The following is a 12,955-nucleotide window of genomic DNA, read 5'->3' as shown; positions in this document are numbered from 1 at the left end:
CGCCGTTGGCAGCGGCCCGCGCCTGTGATCAAGTGCGCCCGCAAAGAACAACTGGTGGCCAACGATGAGCAATATCAACCCCGATCCGTTCACGACGCGTCCCGAGATCGAAGGCACGTTCGGCGTCGTCACCTCCACGCACTGGATCGCGACCGCGGTCGGGATGGCCACGCTGGAAAAAGGCGGCAACGCCTTCGATGCCGGCGTCGCCACTGCGTTCACGCTACAGGTGGTCGAGCCGCACCTGAACGGCCCCGGCGGCGACGTGCCTGTCATTGTGCACGATGTCAGGCGCGGCAAGACCGAGGTGATTTGCGGCCAGGGCCCCGCGCCGGCGAAGGCGACGATCGCGCATTATCGCAGCGAGGGGCTGGAGATGGTCCCCGGCACCGGCCTCCTCGCCGCCTGCGTGCCCGGCACATTCGAGTCCTGGATGCTGCTGCTGCGCGATTACGGCACGCTGCGGGTGCGCGACGTGCTGGAGCCCGCGATCGCCTATGCCAGCGAAGGCTTTCCGCTGGTCGAACGCGCCTCCGCCACTATCAAGACCGTCGAGCAGTTGTTCCGGAAATACTGGACGACGTCGGCCGAGCTCTATCTGCCCAACAATGAGGTGCCCAAGCCCGGCACGATCTTCACCAACAAGCGCCTGTCCGAAACCTACGCCCGCATCCTGCAAGAGGCGGAAAGCGCTGGCAGCGACCGCGTCGCGCAGATCGAGCGCGCGCGCCGGGCGTGGTCGAAGGGTTTTGTCGCCGAAGCGATCGACAAGTTCTGTCGCACCCAGGACGTGATGGACGTCTCCGGCTCGCCGCATCGCGGCGTGCTGTCGGCTGACGACATGGCGTGCTGGCAGCCGACGATCGAAGCGCCACTGACCTACGATTACGGCCGCTACACCGTCTGCAAGGCCGGTGTCTGGAGCCAGGGCCCAGTGATGCTGCAGCAGCTCGCATTGCTGAAAGGCTTTGACCTCGACGGCCTCGATCCCACCAGCGCCGATTTCATCCATCTGCAGATCGAATGCGCCAAGCTCGCTTACGCCGATCGCGAGACGTTCTACGGCGATCCGAACTTCACGGATATCCCGATCGAGACGCTGCTGTCGGATGCCTATAACGACGAGCGCCGCAAGCTGATCTCGAAGGACAAGGCTTCGCTCGACTTCATCCCCGGCTCGGTCGAAGGCTTTGGCGCGATGGTCAAGCTGCGCCGCGCCGAGGGCCATCGCGAGGCGGTCGGCGCGATGGGCGCGGGCGAGCCCACCGTCGGCCGCTTCGGCGAGGTGCGCGGCGACACTGTGCATTTCGACATCATCGACAAGGCCGGCAACATGATCTCGGCGACGCCCTCCGGCGGCTGGCTGCAATCCTCACCTGTCATCCCCGAGCTCGGCTTCTGCCTCGGCAGCCGCGCGCAGATGTTCTGGCTGGAGGAGAACCATCCGGCCGCGCTGGCGCCGGGCAAGCGCCCGCGCACCACGCTCTCGCCCACCATGGCGCTGCGCGACGGCGAGCCGTATCTGGCCTGGGGCTCGCCGGGCGGCGACCAGCAGGACCAGTGGATCACGCAATTCTTCCTGCGCCACGTCCATGCCAAGCTCAATCTGCAGGAGGCGATCGACGCGCCAGCCTGGCACTCCGAGCATTTCCCGATCTCGTTTTGGCCACGCACCGCGCGCCCCGGGGTGCTTGTGGTCGAGGGCCGCGTGCCCAAGGCGAGCATCGACGAGTTGCAGCGTCGCGGCCACATCGTCGAAGTCGGTCCCGACTGGTCGGAAGGACGGCTGACCGCGGCATCACGGTTGGGCCGCAAGCGCCGCGCTGCAGCCAACCCGCGCGGCATGCAGGGCTACGCCGCCGGAAGGTAGCGGGCGCTCACGCCTCTCTGCGCGTCATTGCGAGGAGCAAAGCGACGAAGCAATCCATGCCTCCACAAGCGGCGAGATGGATTGCTTCGCTCCGCTCGCAATGACGAGGAGAGAGACGCGCCTTAAATCACCAGCTCTCGCAGCACGCGGCGGCAATCCATCTCGTATTCGAGATCGACCACCGGCGGCCGGGCGAAGTGCCAGGTCAGGCCGGAGCGGGTGGCGCCGCGGCGCACCAGTTCATCGGCGAGATGCGGATGGAAATCGTGCACGGTGTAGACCTGAACGCCGGTGGTGTCCTGCCAGGTGAAGCCGAATTCGGCGAGCCGCCGCTCCATTTCGCCGACGGTGAAGCGCACCTTCTCCTTCCAGGCTTCGGCGCTCATGTCGCGATAGCGCACGATGCGCTCGGGATAGCTGCCGGTACCGCCGCGCGCCTCGGCGCCGCCGGCGATGACGAAGGACGGCGAGGTCCCCGTGCTCGGGCGTGTGAACGAGAATGCGTAGAATGACGGCTCGGCGGGAGGATCGATTTCGGGACAGACATTGCTGCGCGCCACCGGATTGGTGTTGCCATCGAACAGCCCCCATTCCGCGAGCGTCTTCACATAATGCTCGTTGAAGGCGCGAAAGCCCTGCTCCGAGACCGCCGCCGGCGAACGCAATTCGCAGGCGCAGAACGAGGTCAGCGGCCGACCCGCCGCCTGCATATGACTTGCGATCCGCGCAAAGCCTTCGGCAAGCGGCACCAGCCTGTCAAAGCGCACGCGTTCGACCTCGAATCCGGGATTGGCGGCCGCGCCGCTCGAATACTGGAATACGGCCGGAATGAAGCGATAATTGCCGGGCGCGAAATCGCTCACCATGTCTGTTTCCCCTAAAGCTCAGTTGTTTATGCGCCGCATGCTGAAGAGCTTGCGACTTTCTAGCAAGGAAGCTCGCCGTCGTCCCGGACAAGTGAGCGAAGCGAACGCCGATCCGGGACCCATAACCACAGGCCCATGCGATGGGCCAAGCTATAACCGCTTGCTCGCGTACAACACCTCCCTGTGGTTATGGGTCCGGGTCAAGCCCGGGACGACAGCAGACATGCTTCCACAAAAACCAAAAGGGCAGCAACGGTAGAACCGTCGCCGCCCTTTCGCTGAGACTTTGGGGCCAAGAAGTCTCAGGTAGGCTTGAGCGCTCCGTCACCGCCGAGCTCGTAGTCGGCGATCTGCTTGTTGCGCTCTGAAGTCGCTTTCGCCCGGTGATCGGTGGCGATCGTGACATAGACCGCGGGCAGCACGAACAGCGTGAACAGCGTACCGATCAGCATGCCCGCGACCACGACGAGACCGATCGAGAACCGGCTGGCCGCACCGGCACCCGACGCGGTCAACAGCGGGAGCAGGCCGGTGACCATCGCCGCCGTCGTCATCAGGATCGGACGCAGCCGGATGCGGGCCGCCATCTCGATCGCCGAGCGGCGGTCGAGCCCCTCGTTGAGCTGCAGCTCATTGGCGAACTCCACCATCAGGATGCCGTGCTTGGTGATGAGGCCGACCAGCGTCAGCAACCCGACCTGGGTATAGATGTTCATCGTCGCGACGCCGAAGAACAGCGGGATCAGGGCGCCGACGATCGCCATAGGCACCGAGACCATGATGACCAGTGGGTCGCGCAAGCTCTCGAACTGCGCCGCCAGCACCAGGAAGATGATGATCACGGCGAACGCGAAGGTGATGACGAGCTGGTTGCCCTCCTGCACATATTGCCGCGAGTCCGCCAGATAGTCATGGCCGAAGCCGGCCGGCAGTTTCTTGGCCTCGCCTTCGAGGAAGTCGACCGCCTGGCCCACCGTCACGCCCGGCATCGGCACCGCCGAGAAGGTCGCCGAGTTGAGCTGATTATAGTGCGTCAGCGCGTTCGGATCGGTGCCCGTCTCGATCGAGACGACGGTCGAGATCGGCACCAACTGCCCGGTGTTGGTCGGCACGTAGTAGCCGCCAAGCGCCTCCGGCGACAGGCGGACGGCACGCGGCACCTGCGGGATCACCTGGTAGGAGCGTCCCTCCAGATTGAAGCGGTTGACGTAGTTGCCGCCGAGCAGCGTGGCCAGTGTCGCGCCGACCTGCTGCATGTTGATGCCGAGGTCGCTTGCCTTGGAGCGGTCGACGCGGACGCGCACCACCGGCTGGTTGAAATCGAGATCGCTGTCGGAGACGATGAACATACCGCTCTTGCGGGCGGCTGCCTTCAACTTCTCCATCTGCTCATAGATGGCCTGGAAGCTGACGGTCGAATTGATCACCATCTGCACCGGCAGGCCGCCCGGACCACCCGGCAGCGGCGGCAGGTTGAAGGCAAACGCATTGACGCCTTCGATCTTGGACAGCTCCGCCTGCACCAGCGGCTTCAACGCAATGGCCGAACGCTTGCGCTCATCCCACGGGGTGAGCAGCATGCCGGCGATGCCGCTTTGCGCGCTCGGCGTGCCATTCAGGATGAAGCGCAGATCCGTCTCCGGAAACTTCTGGAACACCTTGTCCATCTTCTCGCCGTAGAAGTCGACGTAGTCGATGTTGGCGTATTTCGGCGCCTTGGTCAGCGCGAACACGATGCCCTGGTCCTCTTCCGGCGCGAGCTCCTTCATCGTGTGCATGTAGAGGAAGCCGACGAGGCCGAGCATGGTCAGCGCAAACAGGCCGGTGATCGGTCGGTAATCGAGCGAGCGGTCGAGCTTGCGACCGTACCAGCGCGTCAACGAACCGAACACGCGGTTGACCGCTCGCGCGAAACGCCCTTCCTCGGTGTTCTTCAGCAGCACCGAGCACATCATGGGCGACAGCGTCAGCGCGATCACGCCCGACACGATCACTGAGCCCGCGAGCGTGAAGGCGAATTCGCGGAACAGCGCACCGGTGAGGCCGCCGAGGAAGCCGATCGGCGCGTACACCGCGGCGAGCGTGATGGTCATGGAGATGACCGGACCGACGATCTCGCGCGCGCCGATGAGTGACGCCTGTACCGGCGTCTTGCCCTCCTCGAGATGGCGGTGGATGTTCTCCACCACCACGATGGCGTCGTCGACCACGAGACCGATCGCGAGCACCATCGCGAGCAGGGTCAGGAGGTTGATGCTGAAACCCATGACCAGCATCAGGCTGCAGACGCCGACCAGCGATAGCGGGATCGTCACCACGGGGATGATGACCGAGCGGATCGAGGCCAGGAACAGGAAGATCACCACGATGACGATCACGACGGCTTCGCCGAGCGTCTTCTCCACCTCGTCGATCGACGATTGAATGAACTTGGTGGAATCGTAGGCCACCTTCATCTTCAGCGACGGCGGCAGGTTGCGCTCGAGTTCCGGGAACAGGGCGCGGACGCCCTTCACAAGGGTCAGCGGGTTACCTTGCGGGGTCGCGTTGATACCGATGAAGATCGCATGCTCGCCATTGAACGCGACGCTCGCGTCCGTGCTTTGGGCGGCAAGTTCGACTTGCGCGATATCCTCCATCCGGACGAAGCCGCCCTCCCTCGACTTCACGATCATGCGCTTGAACTCGTCGATGTTGCGCAGATCGGTGTTGGTCGAAACGTTGGAGACGATGTAGTAGCCCTTGGACTGGCCGGCGGCGGCCTGGAAGTTGTTGGACGCAATCGCCTGCGCAACATCCGTGGGCGACACGCCGCGCCCCGCCATCTTGATCGGGTCGAGCCACAATCGCATCGCAAAAGTCTGGCCGCCGAGGATGTCGGCGGAAGCCACGCCGTCAACCGTCGACAGCAACGGCTGGACCACGCGCGTGAGGTAATCCGAGATCGCCGATCCCGAGAGCTCCTCGCTGGAGAAGCCGAGATACATCACGGCCGTGGTCTGGCCGGTGGTCTTGGTGACGACCGGGTCGTTCGATTCCTTCGGGATCAGGTATTTGACCGAGTTGACCTTGGCCAGCACCTCGGTGAGCGCCTGGTTCGGGTCGAAGTTCAGCTTGATGTAGACCTGGATCGTGGAGGTGCCGAGCACCGAGGACGAGGTGATGTAGTCGACGCCTTCGGCCGAGGCGACCGCCTGCTCGATCGGCGTCGTGATGAAGCCCTGGATCAGGTCGGCCGACGCACCGGGATAGCTGGTGGTGACGTTGACCACCGTGTTCGACAGTTTCGGATATTGCCGGATCGGCAGCACGGTCGCCGCCCGCAAGCCGATCAGGAGGATCAGCAGGCTGACGACGACCGACAGGACCGGCCGCTTGATGAAGATGTCGGTAAAGGACATTTACGGGGTCCTGCTTCTCAGTAGCGCGGCGGTTCGGCCGGGATCGGCGGCGTCGGCTCGGTGGAGATCGCAACCGCGGCGCCCGACTGCAGCTTGATCTGACCGAGCGCCACGATACGGTCGCCGGCCTTCAGGCCGCGGACGATCTCGGTGCGGCCGCCAAATCGTTTGCCGGTCTGCACGAAGGTACGCACCGCCGTCAGGCTGGTCTTGCCGTCGTTCTCCTTCTTCTCGGTGATCAGGTAGACCGAGTCGCCATAGAGCGAGTAGTCGACCGCGGTTTCCGGAACCGTGATCACCGGCGGCTTGTCGGGCAGCACCACCGTGGTGGTCGCGAACATGCCGGGCTTGAGGATCTTTTCGGGGTTCGCGACGGTGGCCTGCACGCGGATGTTGCGGGTGTCGGTCGCGACCTGCGGCTCGATCGTGGTCAGCTTGCCCTCGAAGACGCGATCCGGATAGGCGTCCACCTTGATGCGGACGGTCTGGCCGACTTTGAGCTGGCCGCTGTCCTTTTCCGTCACGGTGAAATTGTCGTAGAGCATCGACAGATCGGTCAGCGACACGATCTGGTTGCCAGCGGTCAGATATTGACCGACCTCGACCCTGCGCACGCCAAGCTCGCCATTGAAGGGGGCGCGGACCAGCTTCTGCGAGATCAGCGCCTCGGTCTTGGCAATACCGGCCAGGGCCTGGTCATACGCAGCCTGGGTCTGGTCGACCGTAGCCTGCGGCCCAAAATTGCGCGCGGCAAGCTGCTTGGCGCGATCGAGCGAAAGCTGCGCCACCGTCGCCTGCGCCTTGAAGCTGGCGAGATCGCCCTGCTCCGGCCCGTCGAACAACTGGAGCAGCGGCGCACCCGCCTTTACCTCGGCGCCTGCGGTGAACAGAATATCCGTGATGCGTCCCGAGACGTCGGAGGTGACGTTGACCTGGTGCACGGCCGCCAGTTCGCCGACCGCGGTCAAAAGGTTGGGCACGACTTCCGATTTCGCCTCGGCCGCATTCACCGTCACCGGCGGCGGCTTCATGTTGGCGAAGAACTCGCCTATCATCTTGGCGCGGAAATAGTTGAACCAGACCAAGCCGCCGACGACGAGCGCCAGCAGCAATCCAACGATGATGAACCAGCGCCCCATCCTGACCGGCCGCTTGTGCGGCTTTTTATCGATCGGTTCGCCCTTGATGTTGGTTTCGGTGACGATGTTCATGTCATGCACTTTCTGCTGTTACCGATTGTCCCCGGCTCGGTGACGGCTGACGGTTCAAATAAAAGGAAATCGCGGCTTCGGTGAGCCCGATGCCGCGCAGGATGAATTCGGAAAGCTGGCGCTCGAGGTCGGGCGCGTCGCCGTAGCTGAGGCACGGCGTCGTCGGCAACCGCGTTAGCGCCGACATCAGCACGACGTGGTGCGCGAACCAGAACAGGTTGAGCGGCACGCTGCCGATGCGGGTGGCGTCGCCGGCGGCAACGGCGCGTTCCATCGATGCGGTGAAGACCGGCGCGATCAGTTCGCCGACCTTGCCGTATAGCAGGCGCGCGAACTCACCGTCGTCGAGGTGGCTGGAGGTCATCAGCCGCAGCCGCTGCGCCTCTTGCTCGTCCGGCCCCTGTGATACCTCCAGGAAATGCCCGACCATGCCCTTCACAAGTTCGACCAGGGTTGCGGTCGAGGGGTCCTGCCCGAGCAGGTGCGCGAGATCCGGATCGGCCTCGCACTCTTCGGCGAGGATCTCGGCGTAAAGCGCCGCCTTGGACGGGAAGTGCTTGAACAACAGCCCTTCCGAAATGGAAGCGGCGGCCGCCACGCTCTTGGTCGTGGTGCCGGCAAAGCCATGGCGGGCGAAGCACCGCTTGGCGGCGCTGAGGATCAGCTGACGCCGCAAGTCACTTGTCATGCGCAGGGTAGACATGCGCGTGAGTAATCACTCACCTTAAAGATTGTCAAGAATTTACGGCAGTGCAAAAATAGAACTTAAGGTTGGGTTACGCCCCCACCTCCCGATAAGGTCTTGTACCGTCAGGAGGATAACGCGATGTCACACTTGACAAAAATCGGCAGGCGCGCCCGCCGACCGCTACGGGAACCGTACTCCTCCCACGGAGAGGGTCGAGTCGCAAGCAATTTGAACGAATGCCGTGGCCCGGGTGGAGCGCCAGCATAACCCGGGGCCGCTCCCTCAACGTTGATTCAGGGATTCCGGGTTGCGCTGCCCTCCATCCGGGTTACGAAACTCCCTAAATCGGCTGGTAGCCCAGCGAGCCGCGCAGGCGGTTGACGATGAAGGTGCCGTCGCGGTTCGACAACACCCGCTCCAGATTGGCGCCGTCGATCTTCACATTGGCGAAGCGCGGACCGTCCGCTTCCTTCAGCGACAGCGCGAACGCTTCGACCTCGGCCATAGTGGTGATCGCGCGGCTGTCGGCGATGCCGCAGGACTTGGCGACGCCGACCAGGTCGACCGAAGTGGCAGTATGGCTGACCTGTCCTCCGGTCTCGCCATAGGCTTCGTTGTCGAGCACGACGATGGAGAGGTTGGCGGGCTTCTGCGCGCCGACGGTGGCGAGGCTCCCGAGCCCCATCAGCATCTCACCATCGCCGGTGATGACGATCACCGGCAGCTTGGGTTGCGCCAGCGCGAGCCCGAGTCCAATCATGACCGCACCGCCCATGGCGCCCCAGAGATAGAAATTGCGGGCATCATCGCCGGCGGCGGCGATGTCATAGGTCGAGGCGCCGAGGCCGCCGACCGCGATCGCGCCGTTACGGTCCTTCAGCAGGTGGGCGACGACTGCGCGGCGGTCCAGAAGATTGGCCTTGCTCATTTCACGAATACCTTTGCCCCGATCAGCCGCTGCGACAGCAGCACGGCGGTCGGCGTTGCAGCGTTATAGGCCTGCGCCGCGCCGGCCTCGACGACCTCGCGCACTTCCTCGGGATGCGTCGCCCGCAATACCTTGACGCCGCAGAGCTCGAAGGCGGCCTGCGTGTTCGATCCCATCGGCACCTGCCACGGATTGAACTCGCCCCATTCGCCCCGCATCGTCACCAGCGTCAGGAACGGGAAGCGGAAGATCTGCGTCAGGGACAGCATGTTGATGCAGTTGCCGACACCGCTCGACTGCATCAGCAGCACGCCGCGCTGGCCGCCAGACCAGGCGCCGAGCAGCAGCGCCACGCCCTCCTCCTCCGTCGTCAGCGGAATGCCGCGCATGGCGGAGGAGCCGAGCACGCGCTCGATCAGTTGCGCGTGCCCGGCGTCGGGCACGTAAGGCACCTGGCGGACATCGAAGCGCTGCAATGTCGAGAAAATCTCTTCCGGCCAGGCCGGCTGGCTGTCGGAGGCAGTTTCAGTGCGGGCATGCATGGGCGTTTCCGAAGGAAGAAGCGAGGCAAGCGAACTGTAAAGCGGGCGGCACTTTCCGGAAGAACAAAAACGGCATATCAGTTCTCAAAAAGAGAATGGCAGCATGACAGGAAACGCACGAGAGCTGGCGGAGAGTTTCGACCTCGAACGGCTGACGCCGGAATTCTATGCCGATCCCTACCCGACCTATCGTGCACTGCGGGATAACGCGCCGGTCAAGCGCCTGCCCAACGGCTCCTATTTCCTGACCCGCTACGACGACCTCGTCACCGCCTATAAAAGCACGAAAGCGTTCTCCTCCGACAAGAAGAAGGAGTTTTCGCCGAAATACGGCGACTCCCTCCTCTACGAGCATCACACCACGAGCCTCGTCTTCAACGACCCGCCGGCGCACACCCGCGTGCGGCGCCTGATCATGGGTGCGCTGTCGCCGCGCGCGATCGCCGCAATGGAGCCCGACCTGATCCGCCTGATCGACGGCCTGCTCGATGCGACCGCCGCCAAAGGCAAGGTCGAGCTGATCGAGGATTTCGCCTCTGCGATCCCAGTCGAGGTGATCGGCAATCTGCTCGACGTGCCCCACGACGAGCGCGGCCCCTTGCGCGACTGGTCGCTCTCGATCCTGGGCGCGCTTGAGCCGGTGATCTCATCAGAGCAATTTGCGCGCGGCAACAAGGCCGTGAAGGACTTCCTCGCCTATCTGGAGACGCTGGTCGAGCGACGGCGCGCCAAGCCGGGCAATCCCGAACGCGACGTGCTGACGCGACTGATCCAAGGCGAAGGTAATGGTGAGGACAATGGCGAGCGACTGACCGAGCAGGAACTGCTGCACAATTGCATCTTTCTGCTCAACGCCGGCCATGAGACCACGACCAATCTGATCGGCAACGGCCTGGTGACGCTGCTGCGCTATCCCAAGGAAAAGCAGCGGCTGATCTCGCAGCCCGACCTGATCAAGACCGCGGTCGAGGAGATGCTGCGCTACGAGAGCTCGAACCAGCTCGGCAACCGCATGATCGTGGAAGAGGTCGAGCTCGGCGGCATCAAGATGTCCGCGGGCACGCCGGTGACGCTCTGCATCGGCGCCGCCAACCGCGATCCCGCGCAGTTCCCGGACCCCGAGCGTTTCGACATCGCCCGCACCCCGAACCGCCATCTCGCCTTCGGCACCGGCGCGCACCAATGCGCCGGCATGGCGCTCGCGCGGCTCGAAGGCGCCATCGCGATCTCTCGCTTCCTCGCCCGCTTCCCGAATTACGCGCTCGCCGGCGAGCCGACCCGCGGCGGCCGCGTCCGTTTCCGCGGCTTCCTCAGCGTGCCGTGCACGGTCAATGCCTAGCGGCTGATCAGCTGGGGCTGCAGCTTTTCTGCGACCCATTCTTCACCGTCCCACCGCCGCCCCGTGGCCTCGCCGGAATAGTGCACTCCGAGCAGCATCTGGGGGTGAGCCAGCCCTCCCCTTGCGGTGCCGCCGTGCGCGGCTTGTGCTCGCCCGTCACCCTGCATTGCAATCGATGTAGGCCATACAAGCGAGAAACGAACGATGTCTGCGCTTGCGCGTTGATGTTTGCGGGCGACCAGAGCCAGTAGGAGGGAGCTGCCATCATGCTTCCGCACGGCGTTCGCCTTACAGCGTTCTTAGTTGGTGTCTGCGCAATCGCTTGGAGCGGCGGCTCGTTCGCCCAGGGGACCAAGGCTTTCCGGGGTGGCGGGGCTGCACCAGCAGTCCGACCAGCAGGACCACCCCCCGCCATGGCCCGCCCCGCACCGCCGCCGGCGATGGCGCGACCTCCGGCAATGGCGCGGCCGGCCGCACCGGCGATCCGTGCCGCTCCCCCGCCACAGCGGCCGACCATGGCACCGCGTCCGGCGCCGCATATTGCCGCACCTCCGCGCGCGGCCGCACCACGCGTAGCCGGGCCACGACCTGAGATCCGCCGACCCGACATCCGTCCTGGCCCGGCTGCGCCACCGCAGCGTCCGGCCACGGCAGGGCGTCACGGGCCCGACATCGCCGCACCGTCGCGCCCGGCCCCATCGCCCGCTGTGGGCGCGCGGCCGTCGCCACAGGAGCAGATCGAAACGCGTGAGCAGCGAATCCAAAAGCAACAGCAGATGGTGCAGGAACGGCAGCGTGAGATGCTTTCGCGCCAGAGCGCCGAGCGCCAGACCCGCATCGATCGCCTGCAGCAGCGCGTGCAGCAATTGCAGTCGCAAAAGCCGGAAGGCGTGCGGGCGCAACGCGCGCAAGAGCGGTTGCTCCAGACCCAGAACCGCCAGATCCAGCGCGAGCAGCTTATGCAGCAACGTGATCAGGCGCGGCTGCAGCGGTTGGCACCGCAGCCTTCAGCCGAGCGACCTGCCGCTGCTGCGGCCCTTGAGGCTGCAGCACGCGGGCGATTTGCCGCACAGTTCCGGAGCAATGATGCCCTGCAAGCCCAAGCGGCGCTCGCGGCCCGGGAGCAGGCCTGGGCGCCCCACCGTGCCTGGGGGCACGGCAAGCAAGCGGTGTTTGTTGCCTGGCTCGGCCCGGTGTTCTGGCCCTATGCCTATTCCGACATCTTCAACTACACGTTCTGGCCCTATGCCTACGAGCCCGGCTATTGGGCTTACGCTTACGACGACTTCGTCGACACCGTATTCTGGGGTGCGGACAGTCCGTATTCCGCCTACGCCCGATACCCGGAGCCCGGCGAGGCGATCACCGGTTACCGAGGCCGCCAACGCCCAAGCGCGAGCCCAGAGACTCTGCGGCAAGTGTGCGAAGCACCGGACAAGGGCGTGACCGCCTGGCCGATCGCCGACATCACGCGGGCCGTCCAACCGACTCCGGAGCAGCGTGCTTTGCTCGATGAATTGAAGATTGCGGCGGCAAAGGCTGCCGATGTGTTCAAGCAATCCTGCAGCGAATCCTATGCGCTGACGCCGCCCGGCCGCTTGCGGGCGATGACGAACCGCATCACCGCCACGCTCGAGGCGGTGAAGATCGTGCGGCCGGCGCTGGAGAGGTTCTATGACTCGCTGAGCGACGAGCAAAAGGCGCGCTTCAATGCGCTCGGTCCCAATGTCGGCGATCGTTCGCAACAGCAGCCGCCGCGGGAAGCGTCCGAGGCCTGCGGCGATCCGAAGTCCAGCCTGACGCAGCTGCCGATCGAACGGATCGAAGCGGTGATACGCCCCGCAGGCAAGCAAAAGGATGCGCTCGACCGCTTGAGCAACGCGACGAAGAAAGCGGTTGCAGGGCTGCAAGCTGCCTGCCCGGACGAGGTGCCACTGACGCCGGTCGGACGGCTTGAGGCGATGGAAAAGCGGCTAGAGGCCATGCTGGAGGCAGCCGATTGGGTGCAAGCCAGACTGGACGAGTTCTATGCCACGCTGAGCAGCGAGCAGAAAGCGCGGTTCAACACGCTGCAGCAGACTGCAGGCCAATGACCACGCTTTCAGGGAGC

9 protein-coding genes are annotated in these 12,955 nt (G+C 64.7%); 3 read left to right on the top strand and 6 right to left on the bottom strand.

Going from position 1 to position 12,955, the window contains the following annotated elements; genetic code table 11:
• The first annotated feature begins 64 nt into the window (after nucleotides 1-64).
• Nucleotides 65-1,870 (top strand): gamma-glutamyltransferase family protein, encoded by a 1,806-nt coding sequence (locus AC5ZG1_RS00685; RefSeq protein WP_496131712.1) that lies wholly within the window; start codon nucleotides 65-67, stop codon nucleotides 1,868-1,870.
• Nucleotides 1,871-1,992: 122 nt separating this feature from the next.
• Here AC5ZG1_RS00685 and cnbZ read toward each other — a convergent pair whose 3' ends face one another.
• The 6 genes from cnbZ to AC5ZG1_RS00655 form a co-directional block, all read right to left on the bottom strand.
• Nucleotides 1,993-2,736 carry a 2-amino-5-chloromuconate deaminase CnbZ gene (cnbZ, locus tag AC5ZG1_RS00680; protein ID WP_496131711.1) on the bottom strand — a complete coding sequence of 248 codons (744 nt, stop codon included), beginning with the start codon at nucleotides 2,734-2,736 and terminating at the stop codon, nucleotides 1,993-1,995.
• 302 nt (nucleotides 2,737-3,038) lie between these two features.
• The gene (locus tag AC5ZG1_RS00675) at nucleotides 3,039-6,137 is read right to left on the bottom strand and encodes a MexW/MexI family multidrug efflux RND transporter permease subunit (RefSeq protein ID WP_496131710.1); all 3,099 of its coding nucleotides are present in this window, start codon (nucleotides 6,135-6,137) and stop codon (nucleotides 3,039-3,041) included.
• A 17-nt stretch (nucleotides 6,138-6,154) separates the two neighbouring features.
• On the bottom strand, nucleotides 6,155-7,348 hold the full coding sequence (locus AC5ZG1_RS00670; RefSeq protein ID WP_130228931.1) for an efflux RND transporter periplasmic adaptor subunit: 1,194 nt from the start codon (nucleotides 7,346-7,348) through the stop codon (nucleotides 6,155-6,157).
• A 1-nt stretch (nucleotide 7,349) separates the two neighbouring features.
• On the bottom strand, nucleotides 7,350-8,051 hold the full coding sequence (locus tag AC5ZG1_RS00665) for a TetR/AcrR family transcriptional regulator (protein WP_130228932.1): 702 nt from the start codon (nucleotides 8,049-8,051) through the stop codon (nucleotides 7,350-7,352).
• 325 nt (nucleotides 8,052-8,376) lie between these two features.
• Nucleotides 8,377-8,964 carry a thiamine pyrophosphate-dependent enzyme gene (locus AC5ZG1_RS00660; RefSeq protein ID WP_456641070.1) on the bottom strand — a complete coding sequence of 196 codons (588 nt, stop codon included), beginning with the start codon at nucleotides 8,962-8,964 and terminating at the stop codon, nucleotides 8,377-8,379.
• Entirely contained in the window at nucleotides 8,961-9,506 is a 546-nt protein-coding gene (locus tag AC5ZG1_RS00655) for a phosphonopyruvate decarboxylase (RefSeq protein WP_496131709.1), read from the bottom strand. The genes AC5ZG1_RS00660 and AC5ZG1_RS00655 overlap by 4 nt, the downstream gene beginning before the upstream one ends.
• A 103-nt stretch (nucleotides 9,507-9,609) precedes the next feature.
• On the opposite strand from AC5ZG1_RS00655, the gene AC5ZG1_RS00650 reads away from it, so the two are divergent.
• Together AC5ZG1_RS00650 and AC5ZG1_RS00645 are read left to right on the top strand one after the other, a co-directional pair.
• Nucleotides 9,610-10,845: a cytochrome P450 gene (locus AC5ZG1_RS00650; protein WP_496131708.1), complete on the top strand. Its 1,236-nt coding sequence runs from the start codon at nucleotides 9,610-9,612 to the stop codon at nucleotides 10,843-10,845.
• Nucleotides 10,846-11,645: 800 nt separating this feature from the next.
• Nucleotides 11,646-12,938 carry a Spy/CpxP family protein refolding chaperone gene (locus tag AC5ZG1_RS00645; RefSeq protein WP_496131707.1) on the top strand — a complete coding sequence of 431 codons (1,293 nt, stop codon included), beginning with the start codon at nucleotides 11,646-11,648 and terminating at the stop codon, nucleotides 12,936-12,938.
• The last annotated feature ends 17 nt before the right edge of the window (nucleotides 12,939-12,955 follow it).

The organism is Bradyrhizobium sp. Leo78 (genome assembly GCF_059512425.1).
Note: the sequence above shows the minus strand (reverse complement) of the source record. Positions and strands in the feature narration are given on the sequence as shown.

Excerpts from the sequence above, each read along its gene's own strand:
- AC5ZG1_RS00675 (WP_496131710.1), bottom strand. The coding sequence starts at position 6,137 with ATGTCCTTTACCGACATCTTCATCAAGCGGCCGGTCCTGTCGGTCGTC.
- AC5ZG1_RS00685 (WP_496131712.1), top strand. The coding sequence starts at position 65 with ATGAGCAATATCAACCCCGATCCGTTCACGACGCGTCCCGAGATCGAA.
- AC5ZG1_RS00645 (WP_496131707.1), top strand. The coding sequence starts at position 11,646 with ATGCTTTCGCGCCAGAGCGCCGAGCGCCAGACCCGCATCGATCGCCTG.
- AC5ZG1_RS00655 (WP_496131709.1), bottom strand. The coding sequence starts at position 9,506 with ATGCATGCCCGCACTGAAACTGCCTCCGACAGCCAGCCGGCCTGGCCG.
- AC5ZG1_RS00670 (WP_130228931.1), bottom strand. The coding sequence starts at position 7,348 with ATGAACATCGTCACCGAAACCAACATCAAGGGCGAACCGATCGATAAA.
- cnbZ (WP_496131711.1), bottom strand. The coding sequence starts at position 2,736 with ATGGTGAGCGATTTCGCGCCCGGCAATTATCGCTTCATTCCGGCCGTA.
- AC5ZG1_RS00650 (WP_496131708.1), top strand. The coding sequence starts at position 9,610 with ATGACAGGAAACGCACGAGAGCTGGCGGAGAGTTTCGACCTCGAACGG.
- AC5ZG1_RS00660 (WP_456641070.1), bottom strand. The coding sequence starts at position 8,964 with ATGAGCAAGGCCAATCTTCTGGACCGCCGCGCAGTCGTCGCCCACCTG.
- AC5ZG1_RS00665 (WP_130228932.1), bottom strand. The coding sequence starts at position 8,051 with ATGTCTACCCTGCGCATGACAAGTGACTTGCGGCGTCAGCTGATCCTC.